The organism is Actinomadura decatromicini (genome assembly GCF_008121305.1).
Taxonomy (GTDB): Bacteria; Actinomycetota; Actinomycetes; order Streptosporangiales; family Streptosporangiaceae; genus Spirillospora; species Spirillospora syzygii.
Map to the genome: position 1 here is coordinate 1,120,449 of NZ_VSRQ01000002.1, position 25,992 is coordinate 1,146,440.

At 73.8% G+C, this 25,992-nt stretch carries 24 protein-coding genes; 21 read left to right on the forward strand and 3 right to left on the reverse strand.

Going from position 1 to position 25,992, the window contains the following annotated elements:
- Nucleotides 1-8: 8 nt before the first annotated feature.
- The 4 genes from FXF68_RS12935 to FXF68_RS12950 all read left to right on the forward strand — a co-directional run bounded on the left by FXF68_RS12935 (nt 9) and on the right by FXF68_RS12950 (nt 2,884).
- Entirely contained in the window at nt 9-491 is a 483-nt protein-coding gene (locus FXF68_RS12935) for a cupredoxin domain-containing protein (protein ID WP_148759139.1), read from the forward strand.
- Complete coding sequence (locus tag FXF68_RS12940; RefSeq protein WP_222869904.1) at nt 488-1,429, forward strand: metallophosphoesterase family protein; 942 nt, start codon at nt 488-490, stop codon at nt 1,427-1,429. Before FXF68_RS12935 ends, FXF68_RS12940 begins: the two co-directional genes overlap by 4 nt.
- A 167-nt stretch (nt 1,430-1,596) precedes the next feature.
- Entirely contained in the window at nt 1,597-2,217 is a 621-nt protein-coding gene (locus tag FXF68_RS12945; protein WP_148759140.1) for an RNA polymerase sigma factor, read from the forward strand.
- A 10-nt stretch (nt 2,218-2,227) separates the two neighbouring features.
- Nucleotides 2,228-2,884: a Rieske (2Fe-2S) protein gene (locus tag FXF68_RS12950; RefSeq protein ID WP_246178670.1), complete on the forward strand. Its 657-nt coding sequence runs from the start codon at nt 2,228-2,230 to the stop codon at nt 2,882-2,884.
- 4 nt (nt 2,885-2,888) lie between these two features.
- On the opposite strand, the gene FXF68_RS44445 is transcribed toward FXF68_RS12950, so the two are convergent.
- Nucleotides 2,889-3,296, reverse strand: coding sequence for a sigma factor (locus FXF68_RS44445; RefSeq protein WP_148759142.1), 408 nt, complete (start codon nt 3,294-3,296; stop codon nt 2,889-2,891).
- Between the two features lie 37 nt (nt 3,297-3,333).
- On the opposite strand from FXF68_RS44445, the gene FXF68_RS12960 reads away from it, so the two are divergent.
- The 10 genes from FXF68_RS12960 (at nt 3,334) to FXF68_RS13005 (ending at nt 16,393) form a co-directional block, all read left to right on the forward strand.
- A complete protein-coding gene (locus FXF68_RS12960) occupies nt 3,334-4,755 on the forward strand; it encodes an MMPL family transporter (protein ID WP_246178650.1) in 1,422 nt (473 codons plus the stop codon).
- A 93-nt stretch (nt 4,756-4,848) separates the two neighbouring features.
- Nucleotides 4,849-6,246: a bifunctional glycosyltransferase family 2/GtrA family protein gene (locus FXF68_RS12965; protein WP_246178651.1), complete on the forward strand. Its 1,398-nt coding sequence runs from the start codon at nt 4,849-4,851 to the stop codon at nt 6,244-6,246.
- Nucleotides 6,243-8,399: an ArnT family glycosyltransferase gene (locus FXF68_RS12970; RefSeq protein ID WP_148759143.1), complete on the forward strand. Its 2,157-nt coding sequence runs from the start codon at nt 6,243-6,245 to the stop codon at nt 8,397-8,399. The genes FXF68_RS12965 and FXF68_RS12970 overlap by 4 nt, the downstream gene beginning before the upstream one ends.
- 23 nt (nt 8,400-8,422) lie before the next feature.
- Nucleotides 8,423-9,184 (forward strand): response regulator transcription factor, encoded by a 762-nt coding sequence (locus FXF68_RS12975; protein WP_148759144.1) that lies wholly within the window; start codon nt 8,423-8,425, stop codon nt 9,182-9,184.
- A complete protein-coding gene (locus FXF68_RS12980) occupies nt 9,181-10,689 on the forward strand; it encodes a sensor histidine kinase (protein ID WP_222869905.1) in 1,509 nt (502 codons plus the stop codon). The genes FXF68_RS12975 and FXF68_RS12980 overlap by 4 nt, the downstream gene beginning before the upstream one ends.
- Nucleotides 10,690-10,871: 182 nt before the next feature.
- Nucleotides 10,872-11,492, forward strand: a complete 621-nt coding sequence (locus tag FXF68_RS12985) for a dihydrofolate reductase family protein (protein WP_148759145.1) — start codon at nt 10,872-10,874, stop codon at nt 11,490-11,492.
- A gap of 267 nt (nt 11,493-11,759) precedes the next feature.
- Nucleotides 11,760-13,169: a peptidase inhibitor family I36 protein gene (locus FXF68_RS12990; RefSeq protein WP_187437885.1), complete on the forward strand. Its 1,410-nt coding sequence runs from the start codon at nt 11,760-11,762 to the stop codon at nt 13,167-13,169.
- A gap of 4 nt (nt 13,170-13,173) precedes the next feature.
- The gene (locus FXF68_RS12995) at nt 13,174-13,785 is read left to right on the forward strand and encodes a helix-turn-helix transcriptional regulator (protein WP_222869906.1); all 612 of its coding nucleotides are present in this window, start codon (nt 13,174-13,176) and stop codon (nt 13,783-13,785) included.
- Nucleotides 13,785-14,399: a Pvc16 family protein gene (locus FXF68_RS13000; protein ID WP_148759147.1), complete on the forward strand. Its 615-nt coding sequence runs from the start codon at nt 13,785-13,787 to the stop codon at nt 14,397-14,399. Before FXF68_RS12995 ends, FXF68_RS13000 begins: the two co-directional genes overlap by 1 nt.
- Complete coding sequence (locus FXF68_RS13005) at nt 14,396-16,393, forward strand: ATP-binding protein (RefSeq protein ID WP_148759148.1); 1,998 nt, start codon at nt 14,396-14,398, stop codon at nt 16,391-16,393. The genes FXF68_RS13000 and FXF68_RS13005 overlap by 4 nt, the downstream gene beginning before the upstream one ends.
- Before the next feature lie 13 nt (nt 16,394-16,406).
- On the opposite strand, the gene FXF68_RS13010 is transcribed toward FXF68_RS13005, so the two are convergent.
- The gene (locus FXF68_RS13010) at nt 16,407-17,858 is read right to left on the reverse strand and encodes a COG1470 family protein (protein WP_148759149.1); all 1,452 of its coding nucleotides are present in this window, start codon (nt 17,856-17,858) and stop codon (nt 16,407-16,409) included.
- A gap of 273 nt (nt 17,859-18,131) precedes the next feature.
- Here FXF68_RS13010 and FXF68_RS13015 point away from each other — a divergent pair, with 273 nt between their 5' ends.
- From FXF68_RS13015 to FXF68_RS13035, 6 genes are all read left to right on the forward strand, one after another.
- Complete coding sequence (locus FXF68_RS13015; RefSeq protein ID WP_148759150.1) at nt 18,132-19,697, forward strand: phage tail sheath family protein; 1,566 nt, start codon at nt 18,132-18,134, stop codon at nt 19,695-19,697.
- 48 nt (nt 19,698-19,745) lie between these two features.
- Nucleotides 19,746-20,195, forward strand: a complete 450-nt coding sequence (locus FXF68_RS13020; protein WP_148759151.1) for a phage tail protein — start codon at nt 19,746-19,748, stop codon at nt 20,193-20,195.
- Entirely contained in the window at nt 20,195-20,599 is a 405-nt protein-coding gene (locus FXF68_RS13025; protein WP_222868598.1) for a hypothetical protein, read from the forward strand. Before FXF68_RS13020 ends, FXF68_RS13025 begins: the two co-directional genes overlap by 1 nt.
- On the forward strand, nt 20,596-20,739 hold the full coding sequence (locus FXF68_RS42310; protein WP_169809383.1) for a DUF6760 family protein: 144 nt from the start codon (nt 20,596-20,598) through the stop codon (nt 20,737-20,739). The genes FXF68_RS13025 and FXF68_RS42310 overlap by 4 nt, the downstream gene beginning before the upstream one ends.
- Before the next feature lie 2,913 nt (nt 20,740-23,652).
- A complete protein-coding gene (locus FXF68_RS13030; RefSeq protein WP_148759152.1) occupies nt 23,653-23,883 on the forward strand; it encodes a hypothetical protein in 231 nt (76 codons plus the stop codon).
- Between the two features lie 10 nt (nt 23,884-23,893).
- Entirely contained in the window at nt 23,894-24,322 is a 429-nt protein-coding gene (locus tag FXF68_RS13035) for a phage tail protein (protein WP_148759153.1), read from the forward strand.
- Nucleotides 24,323-24,354: 32 nt separating this feature from the next.
- On the opposite strand, the gene FXF68_RS43840 is transcribed toward FXF68_RS13035, so the two are convergent.
- Nucleotides 24,355-24,861 carry an RNA-guided endonuclease InsQ/TnpB family protein gene (locus tag FXF68_RS43840; RefSeq protein WP_246178652.1) on the reverse strand — a complete coding sequence of 169 codons (507 nt, stop codon included), beginning with the start codon at nt 24,859-24,861 and terminating at the stop codon, nt 24,355-24,357.
- A gap of 502 nt (nt 24,862-25,363) precedes the next feature.
- On the opposite strand from FXF68_RS43840, the gene FXF68_RS13045 reads away from it, so the two are divergent.
- Entirely contained in the window at nt 25,364-25,984 is a 621-nt protein-coding gene (locus FXF68_RS13045) for a CIS tube protein (protein WP_222869907.1), read from the forward strand.
- The last annotated feature ends 8 nt before the right edge of the window (nt 25,985-25,992 follow it).

Below are 25,992 nucleotides of genomic sequence, written 5' to 3' on the forward strand. Positions count from 1 at the left end.
GGAGTCCGATGAGCGAGATCGCCGTCCGGACGCGATGGCCGGGAGCGGTCGCGATGGCGGGCGGGCTCATGCTGCTGCTCGCGGCCTGCGGCGGCGGGACGAGCCACGCGGCGTCCGGGAAGCCGCCGTCCGGCACGGCGTCATCCGGCACGGCGTCATCCGGCACGGCGTCGTCCAAGGGGGCGCCGATGCCGGGCATGACGATGCCGTCCGGGTCGTCGGCCCCGGCGGCGCCGGTCGCGGGGAACGCGGTGTCCATCAAAGGCTTCGCGTTCGTGCCCGCGACCCTGACCGTCCACGCGGGCGCGACCGTCACCTGGACGAACGACGACGAGGAACCGCACACCGTCACGTCCGGCAAGGGGCTGCTCCGCTCCCCGGCGATGGACGCCAAGGCGACCTACCGCCACCGCTTCGCCCGTCCGGGACGCTACGACTACATCTGCACCATCCACCCGTTCATGCACGGCACGGTGGTGGTGAAGCCGTGAGCGGGGAGCACGCCGCCGAGGGGATGTCGCGCCGCGGGCTGCTGCGGCACGGCGCGTGGTTCGGCGGCGCGGTCGTCCTCGCGGTGACCGGCGGCGAGGTGGTCAGCAAGGTCGTCGGCGACGCCGACGACGGCGACGGGGGGCTCCCGGACGACGCGTCCCCGCGCTTCGTGCAGGTCAGCGACAGCCACCTCGGCTTCAAGGGGCCCGCCAACACCGACGTCACCGGCTCGTTCTCGCGGGCCATCGCGCAGATCAACGCGCTGGACGAGCGGCCGGACTTCGTCATCCACACCGGCGACCTGACCCATCTCGCGACACCGGCCCAGTTCGACCAGGTGAAGCAGATGATGGGGACGTTGAAGACGGGCCGCGTGTGGACGGTCCCCGGCGAGCACGACTCCATCGACGACGCGGGCCAGAATTACCGGACGGCGTTCGGCGCGGGCTCGCGCGGCGACGGCTGGTACAGCTTCGACGTGCGCGGCGTCCACTTCATCGCGCTCGTCAACACGCTGCACCTGAAGAAGCTCGGGCATCTCGGCGCGGACCAGGTCGACTTCGTCCGCAAGGACGTGGCCGGGCTGCCGTCCGACACCCCGATCGTGGTGTTCAGCCACATCCCGCTGTTCGCCATGTACCCGGACTGGGGCTGGGGGACGGACGACGCCGCACAGGTCCTGTCGCTCCTGCGCCGGTTCTCGTCCGTGACCTGCCTGAACGGGCACGTCCACCAGCTCTTCACGAAGACGGAGGGAAACGTGACGTTCCACAGCGCCACGACCACCGCGTACCCGCTGCCGCACCCGGGCGACGGCCCCGCGCCCGCCCCGGTCACGCTCCCGGCGGGACGGCTCCGCGACGCGCTCGGCGTCCGCGAGGTCGGCTACGTGAAGGGCCGCCGGGCGCTGGCCGTGAAGGACCGGCGACTGGCCTAGCGACCGGCTTGGCGACTGGCTTGGCGACTGGCCTGGCGACGCCGCCGGACTCGGCTCCCGGGACCGGATCACCCGTCCACTCGGCCGGGCGGGTGATCCTCCGGGGTCCGGCGTACGTGTTCCAGGCAGGCGCTCCGGCACGGCGGCAGGAGGCGGAGGGAACCGTCATGCGCTACTGGAAGTTAGCCCGGCGCGGCACCGCCGAACCGGCGGGGGACGAGCCGGAGCCGCGGGCGCGGCTGCACCTCGTCCACGGTGAGACGTACGCGAACTGGGAGGCGATCTACCTGCACAACGTGGACCGGATCTACCGGCTGATGTTCAGCAAGGTCGGCAACCGGCCGGACGCCGAGGACCTCACGGCCGAGGTGTTCCTCACCGCGCTGCGGCCGCTGCGGGTGTCGGCGACGGTCGGCGAGGTCCGCGCTTACCTGCTCGCCACCGCCCGCACGGTGCTGGCCGCGCACTGGCGGCGCACCCTCGGAAGGGAGATCACCAGCATCGATCTGGAACTGCTGGCCGACAACGACCCGGCGCCTGACGCCGAGTCCGGCGGCGCCGCCGGGACGGGCGGCTCGCAGCGGCGGGCCGAGCGGCTCCTCGCCGCGCTGCCCGAGCGCTACCGGCGCGTCCTGGAGCTGCGGTTCCTGCACTCGTACACGATCAAGCAGACCGCGGCGGAGCTCGGGCTCAGCGTGGGCAACGTCAAGGTGCTCCAGCACCGCGCGCTCCGCCGCGCGGCCGAACTCGACCGCGCCGACCCGCCCGCCCAGGCTCCCCAGGGATGAGCAGGTGACCATGAGACGACTGCACCGCTTCGTCGAGAAGCTGCTGAACGGCGGCCGGCCGCGCCCGTTCCCGGTGGACGACGCCGACGCCGACACGCTGCGGGTGGCCATCGAGCTGCGCGCGGCCCGTCCCGGCTGCGGCGCGCCCCGCGAGGAGTTCATCGCCGAGCTGCACCGCCGCCTCGCCCGCGACCAGGCCGACGCCGCGCCCGTGCCGGTACGCCGCCGCCTCCTCGTCGGCGGCGCGGTGGGCGCGGCCGGGGCCGCCGCCGGGGTCTTCGCCGACCGGATGATCGTCGGCCCGCCGGCCGCCGTGCCCGCCGCCGAACGCCTCACCCCCGACATCGGCGCCTGGCATCCCGTCGTGAACGCCGCGGACGTGGCCGAGGGCGCCGTGCACGGGTTCTCCGCGGGCGGCGTCGACGGCTTCCTGACCCGCGACGGCGGGCGGCTGCGCGCCGTGTCCGGCACCTGCACGCACCAGGGCTGCCGCCTCGGCGTCCATGAGCGGACCAAGCTGCGCTGCCCCTGCCACGGCGCCCTCTTCGCCCTCGACGGCGCCGTCCTGTACCACCGGCTCAAGGCCCCGATCCCGGCCCTGCCGCGCCTCGCGATCCGGCAGGTGAACGGGGTCGTGGAGGTCTTCGTCCCGCAGGGCCCCACCTGACGGGTCAGGGGAGGTCGGGGACGCGGGCCAGCTTGTCCGGGTTGCGGACCAGGTGGATCGCGATGATCAGCCCGGCGTCGACCGTGACCGCCGGCACCGACAGGCCGCCGCCGGAACGGGCCTCGACCAGGGGCTCCGGGAGCCACGTCCCGAAGTAGCGCTCGCGGCGGACGCGGGCGCTGCCGAGCGCGTCGAGCGCCAGCCTGCCGACGGCGGTCGTCAGCCAGGCGGCGAGGTCGCGGACGGTCCCCGGGTCGTCGAGCCCGCGCAGCCGCAGCCACGCCTCCTGCACGCAGTCCTCGGCCTCGGCCAGCGAGCCCGTCATCGTGTACGCCACCCGCAGCAGCCGCGGCCGGTGCTCCTCGAAGGACCTCGCGAGCAGGTCTTCGGCGTTCGATCCCGTCCGTCCCATGTCCCGGTGACGGCGCGGTGCGGGCGGGGGGGACACGGTGCAGATCGTCCTGCACGACGAGGGCGGCCTCGGCGAGCCCGACGTGCAACGGCGCGTGACGGCCATGCTGGGCGACGTCGCGAAGCTGCCCAAGGTCGGCCAGGTTCGCAGCCCGTACCAGGACAAGGCCGCCATCAGCGAGGACAGGAGGATCGGGTACGCCACCGTCATGCTTGACGTCCCGGCGCGGGAGATGCCGAAGGCCGACACGCGGCGGATCTTCGACATGGCCCGGAAGGCCGCGGGCGGCGGGCTCCGGGTTGAGCTGGGCGGCGACGCGGCCCGGCTGCTCGGCCAGGGCGGGACCGGCGCGGCGGAGGGCGCGGGCCTGCTCGCCGCGCTGGTCGTCTTGGTGCTGATGTTCGGCACGGTCATCGCGGCCGGGCTGCCGATCGTCATCGCGCTGTTCGCCGTCGGGTCCACGGTCGCCGCGCTGACGCTGCTGCCCGCGCTGCTCGGCGTCTTCGGCCGCCGCTTCGCCCGCCAGTTCACCCGGCGCGCCGAGCGGCGCGAGGCCAAGGGCAGGGCCGCGCCCGGCGCCGCCTGGCGGCGGCTCGCGGGCACGGTGCAGCGGCGGCCGCCGGCCGCGCTGCTCGCGGCGGGCGTGCTGCTCGGCGCGCTCGCGGTCCCGGCGCTCGGGATGCGGCTCGGCTTCTCGGACGCGGGCAGCGACCCGTCCGGCGCCACGAGCCGGAAGGCGTACGACCTGCTCTCCACGGGCTTCGGCCCGGGGTTCAACGGCCCGCTGCTGGTCGTGACCGACGGTGGCCGGGAGGGCGCTCAGAAGGCCGCCGCGGCCGCGGTCCTCGCGCTGTACGACACACCCGGCGTGGAGGCCGCCGCCGACCCGGTGCCCACCCCGGACGGACGGGCCGCGACCATCCTCGCGTTCCCGTCCTCCGCGCCGCAGGACGAGGCGACCACCGACCTCGTCGGCACGCTGCGCGACGACGTCCTGCCGGGGCTGTCCGCGAAGAACGGCGCGCGGTACCTGGTCGGCGGGGCGACGGCCGCGTCCGAGGACTACTCGGACAAGGTCGCCGAACGGCTGCCGCTGTTCATGGCGATCGTCGTCGGGCTGTCCATGGACTACGAGATCTTCCTGATCTCCCGCATCCACGAGGAGTGGACGCGGTCGGACGACCCGTCGCACGCCGTCCGGGAGGGCCTCGCGCACACCGGCTCGGTGAGCACGGCGGCGGGCGCGATCATGGTGGTGATCTTCGGCGCGTTCATGCTCAGCCCGGACCGGCTGCTCCAGCAGACCGGCTTCGGCATGGCCGTGGCCATCTTCACCGACGCGGTGATCATCCGCTGCCTGATCGTCCCGGCCGCGATGGAGCTGATGGGACGCCGCGCCTGGTGGCTGCCCGCGCCGCTGGCCCGGCTCCTCCCAAGGGTCGCGCTGGAACGCCGTTAGGGACGGCCGTTATAGGGCGAGCGGCGGGTTTCGGGACTCTCGGCCAATTCCCAGGGTCCTCCCCGTTGATCTTCCGGGGCCGCCGGAAGTGTCATGGGGACCCCGCCCCGGGGCGCGGCAGGCGTCCCCGCGCCCGGTGCGGCGGGCGCTCCCCGCTCCCTGCCCTCCGAGGTCTCCATGACGCCCGCTCCCAGCGAGCTGGGCCCGGCCGCGCACAGCGCGACCGGGCCCTACCAGCCCCCCGCCGTCCCGGACGCGTCCGCGTCCGGGACGCCGTCCAGGACCCTGTCCGGGACATCGACCGTCGAGATCGTCCTGCCCGTGTACAACGAGGAGAGGGCGCTTCCCGGCTGCCTGCACACCCTGCACGCCTACCTGCTGGAGCACCTGCCGTTCCCGTGGCGCGTCACCGTCGTCGACAACGCCAGCACCGACCACACCCTGCGGGTCGCGCGGGGGCTGGCGTCCGAGCTGCCGGGAGTGACGGTGCTGCATCTGAACCGCAAGGGCCGCGGCCTCGCCCTTCGGACGGCGTGGGCGACCAGCGACGCCGACATCGTCGCCTACATGGACGTCGACCTGTCCACCGGCCTGGACGGCCTGCTGCCGCTCATCGCGCCCCTCGCCAGCGGCCACTCGGACATCGCGATCGGCAGCCGCCTCGCGCCCGGCGCCCGCACCGTCCGCGGCCCGCGCCGCGAGCTGGTCTCGCGCTGCTACAACGCGCTCCTCCGGTACGGGCTCGGCACCCGGTTCAGCGACGCGCAGTGCGGCTTCAAGGCCGCGCGGACGCGGGTCGTCCGGCCGCTGCTCGCGGCGACCGAGGACGACGCGTGGTTCTTCGACACCGAGCTGCTGGTGCTGGCCGAGCACAACGGGCTGCGCATCCACGAGGTGCCGGTCGACTGGGTGGAGGACGTCGACACCCGCGTCAACGTCGTCCGGACGGCGCTGGACGACCTCAAGGGGATGTGGCGGATGGCCAGGCGGAAGGCGTCCGGGGCCGCGGACGTGGCGGTGCCGCGCCGGGCCGATCCGTGCGCCGCGCACCCGGACGCGGTGCTCGCGCCCGCGCGGAAACGGGCGGTGCTCACCTGGGAGCTGGTCTGCTTCGTCGCGATCGGCGTCGTCTCGACCGCCGGGCAGGCGCTGCTCTACTGGCTGCTGCGCTCGTGGTGGCCCGCGGCCCTGGCCAACCTGGTCTCGCTGGTGGTGCTGACGGTGCTCAACACCGAGGCCAACCGGCGGCTCACGTTCCGCGGCTCGGCGGTCGGGGCGGGACGCGCGCATCTCGGCGCCGGGGCCCTGTTCGCCCTCGGGTACTCGGTGACGTCCGCCGCCGTGCTGCTGTTCCAGCAGGCCGACCCCGGCGCGTCGCACGGCGCCGAGACGCTCGTCCTCGCCGTCACGTCGGTGCTGGTCACCGCGATCCGCTTCGTCGTGCTGCGCACGGCGGTGTTCCGCCGCCGTCCGGAAGGTGACCCCTCATGAGCTCCTCCTCCGACGTCGTCGCCTCGGAAGGATCCCGGACGGGGCCGTCCGAGAGCCGCCCGCGCGCCCTGCCGGGCTGGGCACCGACCGCCGCGCTGGGCGCGATCCTCGTCCTCGCCGGTGTCCTGTACGGGTGGGCGCTGGGATCGCTCGGGTGGAGCAACACGTACTACTCGGCCGCCGTGAAATCGATGGGCGAGGGCTTCACCAACTTCATGTTCGGCTCCTACGACCCGGCGGGCGTCGTCACCGTGGACAAGCCGCCCGCCGGACTGTGGCCGCAGGTGCTCAGCGCCAAGGTCTTCGGGCTGCACGGGTGGGCGCTGGTCCTGCCGCAGGCGGTCGAGGGCGTCCTCGCCGTGCTGGTCCTGCACCGGACGGTGCGCCGCTGGGCGGGCGAGGGCGCCGGGCTCGCCGCCGCGCTCGTCCTGACGCTGACGCCGATCACCGTCGCGATCACCCGCAGCAACAACCTCGACACCCCGCTGCTCCTGCTGCTGGTGTGCGCGGCGTACGCGCTGACGCGGGCCCTCCAGGAGCGGGCGGGACGGGCCGCGACGTGGTGGCTGTGCGGCGCCGCGTTCCTCGTCGGCTGCGGGTTCGTCACCAAGATGCTGGCGGCGTGGATGATCCTGCCCGCCTTCACGGCCGCGTGGCTCGCCGGGGCGGGCGGCCCGTGGCTCGGCAGGCTGGGGCGGCTCGCGGCGTCCGGCCTGGTCCTCGCGGTCTCGTCGCTGTGGTGGGTGGCGATGGTGGCGCTGTGGCCGGGCGACCGGCCGTACATCGGCGGCAGCGAGGACGGTTCAGCCTGGGACCTGGTCGTCGGCTACAACGGCCTCGGCCGTGTCTTCGGCCAGGGACCCGGCCCCGGCGGCGGTCCCGGCCCTGGGGGGCCGCCGCCGTGGGCCGGGCCCGGCGGGCCCGGCGCGCCGCGCGGACCGGGCGCGATGTTCGGCGGCGGCACCGGCCCGCTGCGGATGTTCGGGGACGCGGTCGGCGGCCAGATCAGCTGGCTCCTGCCGGTGTGCGCGGCGGCGGTCGCGACCGCGCTGGCGGTCGCCGTGCTGCGCCGCCGCGGACGGCTGTCCGAGGTGGCCGTCCCTCCCGCCTCGGGATGGGTGCTGTGGAGCCTCTGGCTACTGGTGTGCGCGGGCGTGTTCTCCATGCAGGAAGGGATCTTCCACCCGTACTACACGACGCAGCTCGCCCCGGCGGTCGGCGCCCTGTGCGGAGGGCTGGTCGCCGTGCTGGTCCGCGCGCATCGGGCGGGCGCGCGGTGGCCCGCCCCGGTCGCGGCGGTCACCGTCGCGGTCACGGTGGCGTGGGCCGTCGCCGTCATCCGGCGGACGCCCGAATGGCACGGCTGGCTGGTGTGGCCCGTGGCCGCGACCGGCGCGGCGGCCGTCGTCCTGCTGTGCGCGGCTTCGTGGCGTCCGGTGAGGCTGCTGCCCGTCGCGCTCGCGGTCGGCGCGGCGGCGGTGCTCGTCGCGCCGGGCGCGTGGGCGGTGGCCGTCCCGGCGGACGGGTCCGCGTCGATGGGCGGCGTCATCCCGGCGGCGGGCCCGATGACGACGCCCTTCGGCGGGAGCGGACGAAACCGGCCGCGCGGCTTCCCGCCCGGCCCGCCGACGCCCGGCGGGCCGGGCGGCATGCCGGGCGGCCCTCCCGGCGGCGTGCCGCGCGGCGGGGCCCTTCCGCCGGGGCCGTTCCCGCCCGGGCCGGGGCCGCGGGACGGGGCCGGGCTCAGCGGCGAACAGCGGAAGATCCTCGAATACGCGCGCCGCGAGTCGGGCCGCGCGCGGATCACCCTCGCCGTCGAGGGCGGAGCGATGGCGGCGTCGCCGTACATCCTGCACAGCGACTCGCGCGTCATCGGCATGGGCGGCTTCATGTCGGCGGACGACGCCCCGTCCGTCCGGCAACTGGAGCGGTGGACGCGCCGCGGCGAGCTCCGCTTCGTCCTCGGCTCCGCGATGCCCGGTGGCGGCCCGTTCCCCGGACGCGGCGGCGCGCCCGCGCGGCGGGCGGCGTGGGTGTCCGGGCACTGCCGGGCCGTCCCGCCGTCCGCCTACGGCGGCACGGGCGCGCCGACCGGCGGCGGCCCGATGGGCTTCGGGCGCGGCGCTACCCTCTACGACTGCGCGGCTCGCTGACCCCGTGGGCGAGGTGATCGATCGTGGCTGCGACGGACGCCGAGCACGTCCCCCGGCGCGTGCTGGTCGTGGAGGACGACGACGGCATCCGCGTCCTGCTGGAGTCGACGCTGCGGCTGTCCGGGTACGAGGTGGACAGCCGCGGCACCGGCCAGGGCGCGCTGCTCGCCGTCGAGCGGTTCCGCCCTGACCTGATCCTCCTCGACGTCATGCTCCCGGACGTGGACGGCCTGACCGTCACCGCGAGCCTGCGCGCCGTGGGCGTCGACACCCCGATCCTGTTCCTGACGGCCCTCGGCGAGGTCGGGGACCGCGTCGCCGGGCTGGCCGCCGGGGCGGACGACTACGTCACGAAGCCGTTCAGCCTGGAGGAGGTGCTGCTGCGCGTCCAGGCGATCCTGCGGCGGTCCGGCGCGACCGGCAACGGGACGGCGCCGCGCGACGACGTCCTCCGCTACGCCGACCTCGTCCTGGACGAGTCGGCCCACGAGGTGCACCGGGCGGGCGAGTACATCCGGCTGTCGCCCACCGAGTTCAGCCTGCTCGCGTACCTGATGGCGAACCCGCGCCGGGTGCTGAGCAAGGCGCAGATCCTCGACCACGTCTGGCGGTACGACTTCAACGGGGACGGCCGCATCGTCGAGACCTACGTGAAGTACCTGCGCCGCAAGATCGACCGCTTCGACCCGCCGCTCATCCACACCGTCCGCGGGGTGGGCTACTGCCTGCGCCTCCCGCGCGAGGGCGCGGAGACGGCGGGGCGCGCCGAGACGGCGGAGCCGTGATCCGCGCGCTGCCCGGCGGGCCGGGGTCGCTGCGCCGCCGCCTCGTGCTGGGCGCGACGGCGCTCGCGGCGGCGGCGGTCCTCGCCTCGCAGGCGATCGGGTACGTCGTCATGCGGTCCTGGCTGCTCGGGCAGGTCGACGAGCAGCTCCGCGGCTTCCCGCCGGCGCCCCGCCACTTCGACGCGTCGTCCGGACGGCGGGAGCCGCCCCATCCGCCGCCCGACGGCGCGGAGCTGCCTTCGGAGTTCCGCCTCTACTTCTACGACGCCTCCGGACGCCTCTCCCCGCACACCCTCGGCCGCGGCCCGAAGTCGGCGCCCCGCCTCCCGCGCACCCTGGCCGAGCTGGACGTCCGGCCGGGCGGGCTCGGGACGCTGCCCGCGTCCGCCGGCGACGGCCGCTGGCGGGTGCGGCGCGGGACGGCCCCCGACGGCCGCGTCGTCCTCGTCGCCCTCCCGATGGACACCGTCGACGGCGCGCTGTCCAGGCTGCTGTGGCTGAACGCGGTCGTCCTGGCGCTGACGCTCGCCGCGCTCGTCGTCGCCGGACGCTGGGTGGTGCGCCTCGGCCTCCTCCCGCTGACCCGGATGGAGCGGACCGCCGAGGAGATCACCGCCGGGCGGCTGGACGAGCGCGTCGCCGACGCCGATCCCCGCACCGAGATCGGACGCCTCGGCGGCGTCCTGAACGCCATGCTCGAACAGCTCCAGGGCGCGCTGCGCGAGCACGAGTCGTCGGAGGCGAGGCTCCGCCGCTTCGTCGCCGACGCCGGGCACGAGCTGCGCACGCCGCTGACCTCGATCCAGGGCTTCGCCGAGCTGTCGCTGCGGCACGCCGAGCTCCCGGCCCGGCAGCGCGCCGCCGCCGACCGTCTGATCAGGCAGAACGCGGAGCGCATGAGCGTCCTGGTCGACGACCTCCTGCTGCTGGCCAAGCTGGACCAGGAGCCCGTCTACCGCAGCGAGACGGTCGACCTGCTCGCCATCGCGGCGGACGCGATCGGCACCGCCGCCGTCCGGCACCCCGGCCGTCCCATCGGCCTGAAACCGCTGCACGACGACACGGGCGAACTGGAGCTGGTCGAGACGACCGGGGACCCGCACCGGCTCCGGCAGGTGCTCACGAACCTGGTGTCCAACGCGCTGGCGCACACGCCGTCCGGCGCCCCGATCCACGTCCGCGTCGGCACCGCGCGCGCCGGCCCTGCCTGCGGCGGGGACCGCGACGGGCGGGTCAGCCCGTCCCCGCCGATCGAGGACGGGACGCGCGTCCGCGTCATCGAGGTCGCCGACGAGGGCCCCGGCCTCGCCCCGGACAAGGCAGCCCACCTCTTCGAGCGCTTCTACCGCGTCGACCCGTCCCGGTCCCGCGACCACGGCGGCAGCGGGCTCGGCCTGGCCATCGCCGCCGCCATCGCCGAGAACCACGGCGGACGCCTCGAACTCGACACCGCCCCCGGCCAGGGCTGCACGTTCCGCCTCGTCCTCCCACCCGCCGCGAGCTGAGCCCGGCGCGGCATCTTCCAGGAACTCCGCGTCGCCGACGACGGGGACCGGCACCGCCGCGTCCTCGCCTACGTGACCCGTTAGCGGTCATTCCATGAAAAGTCGGCCTGATGCCGATGAGTTCCGCGCGCGGCCCTGGTCGTACTTGGTGACACGAGGAACCGATCGGAAGGAGCCGCACCATGCGGAAGATCTCGGCAGGGCTGTTCATCTCGCTCGACGGCGTCATCGACGACCCGCAGGACTGGCACTTCCCGTACTTCAACGAGGAGATGGGGCAGGCCGTCGACGGTCAGCTCGGCGCCGCCGACACGCTGCTGTTCGGCCGGAAGACCTACGACAGCTTCGCGGGCGCGTGGCCGGAGCGGGAGCAGGCCGGGGGCGAGGACGCGCCGTTCGCGAAGAAGCTCGGCGAGGCGCGCAAGATCGTGGCGTCCGGGCAGAAGCTCGACTTCACCTGGCGCAACTCCGAGCAGCTCCAGGGCGACCTCATCGAGACCGTGACCGCGTTGAAGGAGGAGGGGCCGTCCACGTCGCAGATCGGGATCAGCGGGTCGGTGTCGATCGTCCGGCAACTGCTGGAGGCGGGGCTCCTCGACGAGTTGCACCTGCTCGTCCACCCGATCGTGGTGGGCAAGGGCACGCGGCTGTTCGAGGACCGCGACGCCCCACTGCCGCTGGAGCTCGTCTCGTCGAAGACGTTCAAGACGGGTGTTCTCCACCTGGTCTACCGCCGCGACCCGAACGCGCCGACCGGCGACTACGGGACGGCGAAGACGAGCCTTCCCCAAGACGAGGAGTGACCGTTTCGCCTTCTCGCCCCGGGGAGTCGAGCAGCGAATTACCGGAGGTGCGGCGGGGGCGTCGCTGAACTGCGAGATCGTTCGGCGGGTACAGCAGCCTGTACCGGCGATTGGGTAGCCTCCGGGGATTCCGGGGACGGCGGCCTTCGCGAGGCTTGTCGGCATGAGTCGACATGTGATCGCGGAGGCCCGCGGGCCCGCCGCGAAGGGGGACATGGTCGCGGCCGCCGCGCTTTTGCGGGGCGTCGCATGAGGCAAGGGCCGCCGGTGTCTTTTCTGAGAGCCGGTGCGGTGTCCGGGGCGCTGCTCGTGGCCGCCGCGATGACGGGCCCTCCGGCGCGTGCGCGGGGCGACGTCCCGTGCCGCGACCATGAGGGTTTCTGGTGCCTGTACGGAAAGCCCGACCTTCAGGATGGCGGCGGGCTCATCGGCACCAACAATCCCGACACCGACCTGAAAATGGACGGTGATTGGACGTTCTTCAACGATCGGACACGCTCGGTCAGCAACCGGAGCGGGAGCTACCTGGGTCTCTACGACGACATCAATTTCAAGGGCTTGATGGCGTGCCTCCCGCCCAGCTCGACGCTGAACGGGATCGGATCGGGCGTCAGTTCCCTGCGCATCCATCCGACCAGCTCCGCGGCGTGCGGCAAACCCGCGTCCGCCGGACGGCCGAAGCCGAAGAAGGCCAGGCCGGTCGAGAAGCCGACCGCGGAGGACACCGACATTCCGGCGGACCGTCCGAAGAAGTCCGAAGAGCCGGTCGACCCTTCGCCGAGCCTGGCGCTGCCGTCCCTGGACGCGATGCCGAAGCTGCCCAAGGCGCCGCCGGTCAACGCGTCGGCGGACGAGTCCGCCGACGACTCCGGCGGCGTGCCGTGGGGGACGGTCGGCGCCATCGGCGGCACCGTGGCGACGCTCCTCGCGTTAGGCGCGGCCGGCTGGGCCTGGGGCCGCCGCCTCACCACCGCCGTCCCGGTGCCCCGCACCAGCACCGACCCTAGGGCGGCCTCGCGCGTCCACAGCGCGCTCCTGCTGCTCGCGGTCGACTGCGAGCAGGCGGGCCGCGACGTGCCGAAGGTCCGCGCGGTCACGATCGACGACACCGAGGTCACGCTGCACCTGGCCGCCGCCGACGGGGCCGCGCCGCAGCCGTGGCGGGCCGTCTCCGGCGGGCGGCGCTGGCGGCTGCTCGTGAGCGACATCGACGAGCTGACCGACGACGTCCAGCCGCTCGCGCCCTATCCGCTGCTCGCGGGGCTGCGTCCCGGCATGTGGGTGAACCTGGCCGCGTATCCGGGGCCGATCGCGCTGGTCGGCGGCCGGAAGGCCGCGCGCAGGGCCGCGCTCGGGATGGCGCGGCGGCTGCGGGAGGACCCGTGGCACTGGTCGGTCCGCGTCCGGACGGTGGGCTTCCCGCTGGAGGCGTCGATCGAGCCGGAGGAGGGGGCCGAGCTCGGCCGGGCCGTGTTCATCGACGACGGCATGGAGGTGCCGGAGAAGATCCCGCCGGGTTCGGCGGTCGTCTCGGTCGGGCGCCCGGAACGCGCGGGGACGATCTGGCGCGTCCGCCGCGACGGGACGGTCGCCCCGCCCGCCGACCTGTCGGCGGAGGACGCCGAACCCCCGGACGCCGAGGCGCCCGGCCCCGGCCCGGCGGCGGGGAGGCGGTGACGCCGTGCAGACGATTCCCGTGGCGGTGCACGCTCCGGACCCCATCACGCACGAGGGAGTGGTCGGCGGGCTGCGCCGCCGTCCCGAGCTGCACCTGGTCGGCGAGGCCGAGGCGGTCGTCGTCGTGGTCGTCGCCGAGGTCGTGGACGAGCAGGTCAAGACGGTCCTGCGGCGGTTCTCCCGGACCGTCGGGGCCCGCCCCGTCCTGATCGTCAGCGACCTCAAGGAGGCGCACCTGCTGGAGGCCGTCGAATGCGGCGTCGTCGCGATGCTGTGGCGGCGCGAGGCCACCCCGGACGGGATCGTCCGGGCCATCGTCGCGGCCGCGGGCGGCGGCGGCAGCCTGCCGCCCGACCTGCAAGGACGCCTGCTCAAGCAGGTCGGCCGCATGCAGCGCGGCGCGCAGGCGCAGGGCCTCGCCGCCGCGGGGCTGGCCGACCGCGAGCGCGAGGTGCTGTGCCTCGTCGCGGACGGGCTCGACACGTCCGAGATCGCCGGGAAGCTCGCCTACTCCGAGCGGACGGTGAAGAACGTCCTGCACGGCCTGATGACCCGGCTCCATCTGCGCAACCGCGCCCACGCCGTCGCCTACGCCCTCAAGGAGGGCTACATCTGATGCTCCACGAAGTGGACGACGCGCTCCGCGCCCTGCTGAGCGCCCGCGCGCTCGCGGGCGGGGACGTGCAGCTGGTGTTCGACGCGCCGACCCGCGACTGGGCGGCGCGCCGCAACACCCCGACCGTGAACGCCTACCTGTACGACGTCCGCGAGGACATGGCGCGGCGGGAGCTCGGCCCGGCCCGCGTGCACGGCGAGGACGGGCGGGTGACCGGCTACCGGCAGCCGCCCCGCCACTACCGCCTCTCCTACCTGATCAGCGCGTGGACGAAGCGGCCCGAGGACGAGCACCGCCTCCTGTCGGCGGTGCTCGGCTGCCTCCTGCGCTACGAGACGCTCCCCGCGGAGACGCTGCCGGACGGTGGCGTGCTGGCCGCGACGGGGATGGCGATCCCGGTGACGGTCGCCGTCCCGCCGCCGGAGCCGCGGTCGATCACCGACCTGTGGTCGGCGCTCGGCGGCGAGCTGAAACCGTCGCTGGACGTCGTCGTCCTCGCGCCGTTCCCGGTCGCGCCCGACCTCGGCGCCGCGCCACCGGTCACCGAGGTGGAGGTGACGGTGCGCGAGAGCGTGTCCGCGCTGGTGGACGTCCGGCGGAAGCGGTTGACGTGACCGACCCGGCCGGATACCTGCTGGCCCGGATCGAGCTGCTGCGCACCCGCGTCAGGCGGCTGGTCGAGGAGCGGTCGGGCGCCGACCCGTCCGCCGGGGACGAGTACCGGGGCCTGTACGTCCCGCCGGAGACGGCGAGGTGGCTGGCCGGGGGGCCGGGGCCGGGGCCCGTCCCGGACGCCCGCTACGACCGGGCCGCGCGGGAGCTGGCGGACGCGGCGGGATCGGAGGCGCGCGTGCACCGGCTCGCCGCCGCGTTCGGGCTCACCGACCTCGACCTGGAGATCCTGCTCATCGCGGTCGCGCCCGACCTGGACCGCTCGTTCGAGGCGCTGTACGGCTACCTCAACGACGACGTGAGCCGCCGCCGCGCGTCGGTGGGGCTCGCGCTCGACCTGTGCGGGACGCCCGTGACGTCGGCGCCCGGCCGCGCCCGGTTCGCGGCCGGGGCGCCGCTGATCGCCGGGCGCCTCGTCACCACGCAGGACGCGGACCGGCCGTTCCTGAGCCGGGCGCTGCACGTCCCCGACCGGGTCGCCGCGTTCCTGCTCGGCGACGACGCGCCCGACGACGAGCTGACCGGCGTGGTCCGCCTCGACGGCGACGCCGTGGCCGACGGGTCGCCGCCGCCCGGACTCGCGGAGCGGCTGCGCTCCGCCGACCCGCCGCTCGTCTACCTGCACGAGCCGCGGCCCGGCGCGGGCGTCGCGGCGGCCCGATCCGCCGCGGCGTCCGCCGGGCTGCCCGTGCTGGCCGCCGACCCGGACCGGCTGGACGCCTCGCTCGTCCCGGTCGTCGTGCGGGAGGCGGCGATGCGCGGCGCGGCCGTCGTGGCGGGCCCGCTCCCGGACGCCGGGGCCCTCCTGCGCGCGTTCGCGGAGGCGTCCGCGAAGGTCCCGGTGCTGCTGACCGGCCCGCAGCCGTTCGACCCGGGGTGGAGCGAGGCGCAGCCGCTCGTCCTGGACGTCCCCCTGGGGGAGAACGCGGCCGGTGCCTGGCGCGCGGAACTGCCGGACGGCCTCGGCTTCGACCTGGACGCCGCCACCGCCACCTACCGCTTCACCCCGGACCAGGTCCGGCGGGCGGTGCGGGCGGCGCTCGACCACGCGGCGCTCGACGGCGTCCCGCTGTCGGCCGCGCACCTGCACCGGGGAGCGCGCCTCCAGAACGCCGGCGGCCTGCACAAACACGCGCGGCGGATCGTCCCGGCGGTGGGCTGGGACGATCTCGTCCTGCCGGACGAACCGGCGGGGCGGCTGCGCGAGCTGATCCAGCGGGCCCGGCACCGCGACCGGGTGCTCGGGGAATGGCGGCTGCGCAGCGGCGGCGGCCGGGGCCGGGGCGTGGTGGCGCTGTTCGCCGGGGACTCCGGCACCGGCAAGACCATGTCGGCCGAGGTGCTCGCGGGCGAACTGGGCCTCGACCTGTACGTCGTGGAGCTGTCCGCCGTCGTCGACAAGTACGTCGGCGAGACCGAGAAGAACCTTGAGCGGATCTTCGCCGAGGCCGACCGGATGGACGCGGTGCTCCTGTTCGACGAGGCCGACGCCGTGTTCGGCAAGCGCTCCGACGTCCGGGACGCCCGCGACAGGTACGCCAACCTGGAGAGCGCCTACCTGCTGCAGCGGCTGGAGTCGTTCGGCGGGATCGCCGTCCTCACCACCAACCTGCGCGCCAACATCGACGACGCCTTCACCCGCCGCCTCGACATCGTCGTCGACTTCCCGTTCCCGGACGCGGCGCAGCGCCGCGCGCTGTGGGAGCACTGCCTCGCCCCGCCCGTCCCCGTGGACGAAGCCGTCGACCTCGACCGGTGCGCGCGGGAGTTCGAGCTGGCGGGCGGCGCGATCCGCGGCGCGGCCGTCACCGCCGGGTACCTGGCGGCGGCGGCCGGGCGTCCCGTCGCGATGGCCGACCTGCTCGCCGGGGCGCGCCGCGAGTACCGCAAGCTGGGCCGCCTGCTGCCGGGCGACGTCCCGGCGGCGGACCTCTGACCCGGCGACTCGGTCACCGCGGGTCGTAGGGGATGCGCAGCGCGGAGATCTGGTCCTGGTCGAGCGGGACGTTCGAGCGGACCTCGATCGGGGAGTCGCCCGACCGCACCCAGAAGCCGACGCTCAGCTTGCCACCGTTGATGTCGCGGAAGTCCTGGCCCTCGGCGAATTCCAGGCCGACCTCCTCGGTGTACTTCTGCCATTCCTGGTTCGGTTCGAGCTTGAACGGCTTGAAGACCTCGCGGCGCTGGAGCGCCTCTTTGTCGCCGTCGAAGTTCCAGTCGAAGATGACGGAAATGCTGGCGTTGGGGTCGCCGTTCGACTTCACCCAGAAGTCGAACGTCGTCGAGCTGCCCGGGACGTAGGCGTACTTCATCCCGCAGAGCGTGTACCGGACGGAGCTCCACGTGCACTTCCACTCGTCGTTCAGCCGCTCGAACCCCGGGCTCTTCACGGGGAACGGCCAGGTGGCGGGCTGCTCGTCCGGCTTCGGCGGGTCCGGCCACGGGGCGGCCCTGCTCAGGTAGAGGAGCCGGCGGCCGGGGCCGCCGAGCTGCCGTTCGCCGCCGTCGCCGCCCTGCGGTTCCTCCTCGCCGCCGCCGGGCGGCGGGGCGGGCGGCGCCTTTCTCGGCTCCTGGTCGGGCTCCGGTGCCTTGGACGGCTTCCCGTCCGGCATGCTCAGCGGATTCCCCACCGGGACCATTCCGCCGTCGCGCGCCCGCGAGCCGAATTTCGGGTCGAACACGAACCAGGCGATGGTGAAAGCGACGGCGGCCGAGACGAGCACGCCCATGAAGCCGAGCAGCCAGCGCGGCATCACCGCCCGCTGGACGAACACGCCTCCCACCTCGACCGGCTCCACCCCGGAACGCAGCACGTTCACCGTGTAGGGGTGCGACTCGCGCTGCCCGAACCAGGTGATGGAGCCGGGCCTGATCCGTCCCTGCACCCACGCGGCTCGACCCGGATCGACCTGCACGTTCGCGGGATGCAGCTCGAAGCCGAGCTGCCCCGTGTTGTCCTTGCCGGTGAGCGACGCGGTCAGCCGCGTGTTGCCGAGGTTGTCCAGGGCGAACTTGGGCTTGGCGCGGAACCGTCCCGCCACGGTGTGCGGGAGCAGCTCCGCCCGCACCTCGGTGAACGGCGTGACGGTGAGGTGGCCCTCGACGACGGTCTTGTCCCCGGGCTGCTCGGTCGGGATCACCTCGACGGCGAACGGGTGCCCGCCGGCGGGGGCGTCCGGGGTGCGCGGCGGCCGGAACGTGATCTCGACGGCGCCGGTCGTCCCCGGGTAGAGGCGCAGCGACCGCGGCTCGACCGCGGCCCACACCGCGGGACCGCCCGCGACCGAGACGCGGTACTCCTCCACCAGGTCGGTCGTGTTGCGCAGCCGCAGCGTGACGGTCGCGGCGGCACCCGGGTCCACGGTGGCGGACGCCGGATCAAGAGAACTCCAGATGCTCACCGACCGGACACTAGGCGCGCCCGCGCGCGCCGGGCATGGCCCCGCGTGCACCCCCGGGTGCACGCTTCCCTGCCCCCGCTGACACTGCCCCCCATGTGTGGACGTGCTCGGGCAAAGAGGCACCCGACGCCGAGGGCGGCGGTCCGGACGGGCGGGTCCGCGGGGGCAGCCGAGGGTGCCCCCGGGACGGGACGAACGGACGTTCCGGGCGGCGCGGCCGGACGGCAGGGTTTCGGTAGACCAAGCCGTCCCGATTCGGGGGAGTAGCTGCCAATGCCCACGTACCTGTCGCCCGGCGTCTACGTCGAGGAGGTGGCCAGCGGGTCCCGCCCGATCGAGGGGGTGGGCACGTCCGTGGCGGCCTTCGTCGGATTCGCTCCCGAAGGCCCGCTGAACGAGCCCGTGCTGGTCACGAACTGGTCGCAGTACGTCGCCTCGTTCGGGGACTTCGCCGACGGCTGCTACCTCGCCCACGCCGTGTACGGGTTCTTCAACAACGGCGGCGCCACCTGCTACGTGATCCGCGTCGGCGGGACGGCCCGGAACGGGAACGGCGCGTCCGGCGCGCCGAAGCAGCTCGCCGCCGCGCCGGAGCCCGCCCGGCTCGGCGGTTTCGACGTCGCGGCCGTCCCGGGGGCGGCGGCCGCGAGCGTCACGGTGGAGGTCGCCGACGCCGACGGCGGCGACAAGGGCGGCGAGAAGGCCGACGACCGGTTCAAGCTCGTCGTCAAGGTCGACGGCTCGGTGGTCGAGAGCTTCAACGTCTCGACGAAGAAGAACACCCGCAACTACGTCGTCACGCAGGTGCGGGAGCGGTCGAAGCTCATCACGGTGACGGAGGCCGCGGCGGGGCAGCTCGTCCGGCCGGACAACCAGAGCGTGACGCTGGCCGTCCCGGCCGCGCCCGCCGCGCCGACCGCCGGCGGGGAGGCGATCACGCCCGAGCACTACCTCGGCGACACCGCCGACCGGACCGGCTTCGGCGGCCTGGAGGCCATCGACGCGGTCACGATGGTCGCCGCGCCGGACCTGATGAGCGCCTACGAGCGCGGCGTCCTCGACCTGGAGAGCGTGAAGGCCGTCCAGCTCGGGATGATCGCGCACTGCGAGCTGATGGGCGACCGGGTGGCGATCCTCGACCCGCCGCCGGGGCTGAACGTCCGGCAGGTGCACGAGTGGCGGCAGGAGACCGCCGGGTACGACTCGCGCTTCGCCGCCCTCTACTACCCGTGGATCAAGGTCTTCGACCCGTCGTCCGGGCAGACGGGCCTCGTCCCGCCGAGCGGCCACATGGCGGGCATCTGGGCCCGCAGCGACGTCGAGCGGGGCGTGCACAAGGCGCCCGCGAACGAGATCGTCCGCGGCGCCGTCGACCTCGGGCTCCAGGTCACGAAGGGCGAGCAGGACCTGCTCAACCCGATCGGCGTGAACTGCATCCGCGCCTTTCCGGGACGGGGCGTCCGGGTGTGGGGCGCGCGGACGCTGGCGTCCGACCCGGCCTGGCGGTACCTGAACGTCCGGCGCTACTTCAACTACCTGGAGGAGTCGATTCTCATCGGCACCCAATGGGTGGTCTTCGAGCCGAACGACCAGGAACTGTGGGCGCGGATCCGCCGCAACATCTCCGCCTTCCTGGTCACCGAATGGCGCGACGGCGCGCTCTTCGGCGCCACCGCCGACCAGGCGTTCTACGTGAAGTGCGACGAGGAGACCAACCCGCCGGAGTCGGTCGACCTCGGACGTGTGGTCTGCGAGATCGGCGTCGCCCCGGTCAAGCCCGCCGAGTTCGTCGTCTTCCGGCTGGCGCAGATCTCCGGCGGCGGCGAGCTGGAGGAATAGGGCGCCCCGCCGCTCAATACGTGACGGTCTTCAAGGACAGGGAGAACCATGGCATTCAACAAAGCCGACTCGGCGGCCGCGCACAATTTCGGCCTCCAGATCGACGGCACCACCGTCGAGTACCTGCAGCGGGTGAGCGGGCTCGGCCAGGAGCAGGACGTCATCGAGTTCAAGCAGAACTCGGCGAAGGGCCAGCCGGCGACCGCGAAGATGCCCGGCGTCGCCAAGGCCGGGGAGATCCAGGTCGTCCGCGCCACGACGCAGAGCCAGGCGTTCTCCGACTGGATCAAGAAGTCGTTCGAGGGCGACATGAGCGCCGCCCGCAAGAACGCCACGATCATCCAAATGGACTACCAGAACAACCCGGTGCGGCGGTTCAACCTCCGCAACGCCTGGTGCAGCAGCCAGAAGTTCGACGACCTGGAGGCGGGCAGCACCTCGCCCGTCACCGAGACGATCACCATCACCTACGAAGAGATGAAGGTCGAAGGCGGCTGATGCGCCGGTCAGCGCCCGCCGTGGACTCGGTCCGGATGCGGACCGAGTTCACCTTCGAACTCCCGCGCGGCTACGTGGACAAGAGCGGGACCGTCCACCGCGAGGGCGCGATGCGCCTGGCCACGGCCAAGGACGAGCTCATCCCCCTCCAGGACGTCCGCGTCCGGGAGAACCCGCCGTACCTGTCGGTGGTGCTGCTCGCCCGGGTGATCACCCGGCTGGGCTCGCTGACGGAGGTCCACGACGGCGTCGTGGAGGGGATGTTCGCCTCCGACCTGGCGTTCCTCCAGGACTTCTACCGCCAGATCAACGCCGAGGGCCACACCCTGGCCAGCGTGGAATGCCCGTCCTGCGCGGAGTCCTTCCAGGTGGACCTCGCCGGGAGCCGCCTGGGGGAATCGTGACGTACCCGCCGGACCGCCTGCACCGGGAGATCGCCTACATCGCCTACCACTTCCACTGGTCCCTTGAGGAGATCATGAACCTGGAGCATCCGGACCGGCGCCGGTACGTCACCCAGATCGCGTCCCTGGTGAGCGACTGAGCCATGGGCCTCCGCGACCTGTTCACCCGCCGCCCGCGCCCGGCTCCGGCCCCGGCCGCGGCTCCGTCCGGCACGCCCGGCTGGCGCTCGCTGCCGTCGCCGCGTACATCGCCGCCGATCGGGACGATCTCCAGCACGTCGTTCGGCTCGGCCCTGGCGACGTGGCGGTCGCCGTCGCTGTCGGGCGAGATCGCCCGCCGGATCCGGTTGGACGCGCCGAGCAGCATGGAGTGGGACCCGCCCCGTCCCGCGCACGAGGGCACGTCCCCGCCGATGCCACTGGCGGCCCCGGAGCCCGACCCGGCACCGCGCCCGGCGACGCCCTTGACGGCGGCGCGCGCGGTGCCCCGCCCGGTGCGCCCGCTCAGGTCACGCCCCGCCGACCCGCCGGTGCGGCGAAAGGAGACCCCCTCACCCGCGCCCCCTCCGACCGACGCCGACGCTGACGCCGACCTCCCGCCCGCCCCGGCCGCCGCCGAGCCCGCCGCCCCGGCTGACGCGGGCGGCCCGGCGTCCGCGTCGCGGCCTGGCGGACGTCCGGTCCAGCGCAAGGCGGCGGCTCCCGGGACGACACCGACCGCGCGGCGGGCGGCTCCGAGTACTCCTCCGCCGCCAGCCGAGGAGAGCGCGCCGATGCGCTCGGTCGCGGAACCGAGCGGGGGGACGACGGCGAAGCCGCTCGCCGCGCCCGCGCGGTCGCAGTCCCGCGGAGGACGTGTCGCCCGCTCGATCTCCGAGCCCGAACGCCAGATCCAACGCTCAGCGAAGCCACCGGTTCCGGCCCCGCCGCCGACCCCTCCCAAGCCCTCCGCACGCCCGGCCCTCGAACCTGAGCCACCGGCCCAGGTCCCTGCGGAGCCACCGGTTTCAGCCCCGCCGCCGAATGCTCCCAAGCCGTCCGCGCGTCCGGTATCCCAACCCGGACCACCGGCCCAGATCACGGCGGAGCCACCGGTTTCAGTTTCGCCGCCGAACGCTTCCAAGCCGTCCGCGCGTCCGGTACCCGAACCCCGACCACCGGCCCAGGTCTCGGCGGAGCCCCCGGCTTTGACTCCACCGTCGAGAACCCTCGACTCCTCCGAACCTTCTGCGCCTGAGCCCGAACTCCCGGTGCAGCGCTCGGCGAAGGCGCCGGTTTCAGAGCGGCCGTCTCCGAGCCCTCCCGCGCCTGCCGTCCGCGCGACGTCCAAGGCTGAACCGCCGGTGCGGCGTTCGGCGGAGGCACGGGTTTCGCCGTCTTCGCGTGCGCCCGCGCCCACCGCACCCAAGACTGAACCGCCGGTTGTTGCGCGTTCGGCAGAGCCGCCCGTCTCGGGACGGCCGTCGAATACTTCCGCGCCCGCCGCGCATGCGGTGTCCAAGCCCGAACAGGTCGAGCGCCCGTCGAAGGCTCCTGCGTCCGCTGCGGGTTCGACGCCCGAGCCAGACCTGCCGGTCCAGCGTTCAGTGGGGGCACCGATTCCGGGGCCGCCGCCAAACATGCCCACGCCCTCCGAGCGCTCGGCGAAGAGGCCGGTCCCGGAGTCGCCGTCAAGCGCTCCTACGCCCGCCGCGCCCATAGGGGCCGAACCTCCGGTTCGGCGCTCAGACGGGACGCCGTCGAAGGCTCCCGAACTTCCGGTTGAGCGCTCGACGGAGATGCCGGTTTCGAGGCCGCCCGCGAGCGCTCCCACGTCCTTCGAGCGCTCGGTGAAGGAGCCGGTTTCGGAGCGGCCGTCGAGTGCTTCCGCGCCTGCCGCGCGCGGGGAGGCCGATGCGCCCGCGCGCCAGGCGGAGGTTGTTCGGCCGCAGGGGCGTCCGGTGTCCAAGGCCCCGCGGGCTGGGAGGCGCGCGGGGCTGGGGGCGCCGTTGTCGGCGCCGCCGACCGCCGGGAGTCCGGTCCAGCGCAAGGCGGCGGACGTCCCGTCGCCGGAGGCTTCGAGTGTGGAGCCGCCTGTGAAAGGACCTGGCGGGGAAACGAACGCCCCCTTGCCAGAAGCCCGAGTTGATCTTCCTGGATCCCGTCCCACCTCGATGGGACGGGCGGCCGCGGAACCGGCGGGAGAAGAGAGCGCGCTACGTGCCGTGCGCGTCTCCGCTCAGGTTCCGGGTCCCTCACCCGTCGTCCCGCCCACCGCACGGGCGGGACGGCGGGTGGGGCTTGGCCCACCCGTCCAACGCTCGGCGGCGGATCCGCACCCGACTCCGCCCCAACGTCCTCCGATGCCGCGCGCCGTGCCCGACGCACCAATTCCCGATGAGGGAGGCGGTGCTTTCGCGCCACAACCGCCTTCGGTCGCTCGTCCAATCCAACGTTCGTCGGCACCGGGTGTCGCGGCGACCGGCGTTGCTCCGGTTTCGGCGCATGGGGACGGCGGGACGGCTTCGCCGCCTGCCGATTCGCATGACGATGCCTCCGCGCCTCGGCCGCCCGTGGTCGTTCGTACGATTCGGCGTTCGACGGTGCCGGGTGCCGCTCCTGGCGGGGTTGAGAAGGCGGGTTCTTCGCGTCCGGTCGGCGTTGTTCGGCCGGTTCGGCGGGCGGCTCGTACTCGGAGTGTGAATACCGCTCCTGCTCGAAGGGACGTCCCCAAGGCGGTGGCGGCTCCTGTTGTCATGCGGCGGGTCGAGCGCGCTGGTGCGGCTCGGCCGGTCGCTCTTTCGCGGCCATCGGCTCGGCGCGGCGTGGTTGCCCCATCCTCCACTGCGTCGCCCGTCCCGGTGAGCCGGGCGCCCGGATTTCAATCGGCTCCGGGTATGCCCAGTGCGCGCCCGGCGGCCTCCTTCGACACCGCCCTTGCCTGGGAGGCCGCCGGGCCCGTACCCCGTTCGCCGTCCGGTTCCGCGCCCGCCGCTCTGCCGGTGCAGCGGGAAGCGGCGTCGCCCCCGCCGCCCGCGCGAAAACAGCAGGAGACGGAACCGGCGGTGCCGCCAATGCGGCCCCCGCCCGCGCCCGTGGCCCGGACGGCGACGGCCGCGCCCGCGCCTGTTCAGCGGCGGGCGCAGACCTCGGGGACGCAGCGCAAGACCCAAGAACGGCAACCGGAGATCGACCTGGACGAACTCGCCCGCCGCCTCATCGGGCCGCTGACGCGGCTGCTGCGGGCGGAACTGCGAATGGACCGGGAAAGGGTCGGGCGGCTGCGCGACCCGCGGACCTACTGAACGGAATGCGATGCCGAAGAAGAACGATCCCGGCTCGACGACGTTCTTCAGGCTCTCCATCGACGGGGAGAGCCTGGGGAACTTCAACGGGTGCGAAGGGCTCGACGCCCAGGTGGACATCGAGCAGCGTGAAGAAGGCGGCAACAACGGGCACGTGTGGCAGCTGCCCACGCGGGTGCGGCACTCGAACATCCGGCTGACCCGTCCGATCAACGAGGAGACGGCCAAGGTGATGGCCTGGATCTCCTCCGTGGCGACGGGCATCGAGCGTCCGACCGCGCAGATCGAGGCGCTGCGGGCCAACGGGACGCTGGTCGCGCGCTGGTCGCTGCTCGAAGTGGTGCCGGTGAGCTGGACGGGCCCGACGCTCGACCCTGACACCTCGTCCGTCGCGACCGAGGTCCTGGAAATCGCGCATCACGGGTTCATGGGCTGGTGACTCCTCCGCTCCCCGAAGGAAGCGGCTTCTCGCTAAGCCGCTTCCGCGGCGTCGCGAAGGGCAAGCCTTGCCCTGAGGATGTTGATGGCCGCGTTCACGTCGGCGTGTGCCGTATGCCCGCACGCCGTGCATGCGAACGCGGCCTGGGTGACACGGTTCTCCTTCGCGCAGTGCCCGCAATGCGAGCAGGTGAGGGAGGCATGGGCGGGGTTGACTGCGATCAGCTCTCGACCGGGGCTTTCAGCCTTGTGCGCGAGGATCGTCAGGAACACCCCCCAACCCGCGTCCAGGATGCTGCGGTTCAGCCCCGACTTCTGCGCCGCGCTGCGCCCCGGCTCCTCAGCGGTGCCGGACGCCGAGCGGGTCATGGTGGTGATGCGCAGGTCTTCGTGCACGATCACGTCGTTGGCGCGGACCAGGCTCAGCGCGGCCTTGCACGCACCGTCCAACCGCTGACGGCGCACCCTGGCGTGCAGCGCCGCCACCCGCACCACCGCCTTGCGGCGCCCTTCCCGCTTCACACTGATGGTCTTCACCACGCCGTGGACGGGACGGTGCAGGTGAACGCGGACGTGCTCGACCCCCTGAAGCCGGACGAAGGCGGCGGCCGGGTGCTGGGGCTGGGAGTCCCAGCGGCACCCGTCATCGTCCCGGGGCCAGGTCACCGAGGCGAACCAGCCCCGCCCCTTGAAGCGGGGGAACCCGGTCCGCTTTGCGGTAGGCGGTGCGGCGGTGCTCAAGGGCGGCGTTGTACAACTCCCGGCCTCCAGACACGCCGTCAAAGACCCCGCCCGCCGCGCGGTAGGACGCAGCAGGAACTTGAACGACCTGCGCACACCCACCCCCACACCAGAACCAGACCCCGCCGACGGTACCGACCGGCACCGACAAAATCCGAAGGGAGGGAGCGCGGATTCCCCCGTCTGCTGAAGCAGGCGGTCCCTCCGCGCAAACCTGATGGCAGGGAACGCGAGTCATGTCCGGGCGACGCTCGCCGTGCACAACCCGCCGGCGGGGAACGGGACGCAGCCGGGCGGTCTGATGAAGGAGGTCAAGTTCCAGTTCAACCCGGCGCAGCTTGAGCTGAGCAAGTCGGCGAGCTGGAAGTACACCCCGGCGGTCGCGACGCGGGACGGGGCCAAGGTGGAGTTCCTCGGCTCCGAGCAGCAGAGCCTCGACCTGGAGATCTTCCTCGACTCGTCCAACCGTCCGGACGGCACGCGGGTGCGGGAGGACGTCGAGACGCTGTTCTCCTGCCTGCGGCCCGCGCCGTCCAGCCTCCCGGACCGGTCGTCCCCGCCGTGGGTGATCTTCGAGTGGGGCAAGTTCGCGACCGTGAAGTTCGTCGCCTACGTGCGGCGGGTCAGCGCGACGTACACGCTGTTCAGCCCGACCGGGTCGCCGGTCCGGGCGACGTGCCGGGTGTCGCTCGAGGAGATCCCGCAGGACACGCCGAACCAGAACCCGACCTCGGGCGCGCTGTCGGCGCGGAGCGTGCACCGGCTGGTGGCGGGCGACACGCTCCAGTCGCTGGCCTGGCGGGAGTACGGCGACGCGACCGCGTGGCGGGTGATCGCCGAGGCCAACGAGATCGACGACCCGATGCGGCTGGAGCCGGGGCGGGAGCTCCTGCTGCCCGCCGCCGAGGACGTCCGGGCCTAGGAGGCCCG

Coding starts and splice junctions, on each gene's coding strand:
- FXF68_RS13000 (WP_148759147.1), top strand. CDS start 13,785: ATGCTCCACGAAGTGGACGACGCGCTCCGCGCCCTGCTGAGCGCCCGC.
- FXF68_RS12950 (WP_246178670.1), top strand. CDS start 2,228: ATGAGACGACTGCACCGCTTCGTCGAGAAGCTGCTGAACGGCGGCCGG.
- FXF68_RS13025 (WP_222868598.1), top strand. CDS start 20,195: ATGCGCCGGTCAGCGCCCGCCGTGGACTCGGTCCGGATGCGGACCGAG.
- FXF68_RS12935 (WP_148759139.1), top strand. CDS start 9: ATGAGCGAGATCGCCGTCCGGACGCGATGGCCGGGAGCGGTCGCGATG.
- FXF68_RS13030 (WP_148759152.1), top strand. CDS start 23,653: ATGCGGCCCCCGCCCGCGCCCGTGGCCCGGACGGCGACGGCCGCGCCC.
- FXF68_RS12970 (WP_148759143.1), top strand. CDS start 6,243: ATGAGCTCCTCCTCCGACGTCGTCGCCTCGGAAGGATCCCGGACGGGG.
- FXF68_RS13045 (WP_222869907.1), top strand. CDS start 25,364: ATGAAGGAGGTCAAGTTCCAGTTCAACCCGGCGCAGCTTGAGCTGAGC.
- FXF68_RS44445 (WP_148759142.1), bottom strand. CDS start 3,296: ATGGGACGGACGGGATCGAACGCCGAAGACCTGCTCGCGAGGTCCTTC.
- FXF68_RS13015 (WP_148759150.1), top strand. CDS start 18,132: ATGCCCACGTACCTGTCGCCCGGCGTCTACGTCGAGGAGGTGGCCAGC.
- FXF68_RS12985 (WP_148759145.1), top strand. CDS start 10,872: ATGCGGAAGATCTCGGCAGGGCTGTTCATCTCGCTCGACGGCGTCATC.
- FXF68_RS13020 (WP_148759151.1), top strand. CDS start 19,746: ATGGCATTCAACAAAGCCGACTCGGCGGCCGCGCACAATTTCGGCCTC.
- FXF68_RS12965 (WP_246178651.1), top strand. CDS start 4,849: ATGGGGACCCCGCCCCGGGGCGCGGCAGGCGTCCCCGCGCCCGGTGCG.
- FXF68_RS12945 (WP_148759140.1), top strand. CDS start 1,597: ATGCGCTACTGGAAGTTAGCCCGGCGCGGCACCGCCGAACCGGCGGGG.
- FXF68_RS13035 (WP_148759153.1), top strand. CDS start 23,894: ATGCCGAAGAAGAACGATCCCGGCTCGACGACGTTCTTCAGGCTCTCC.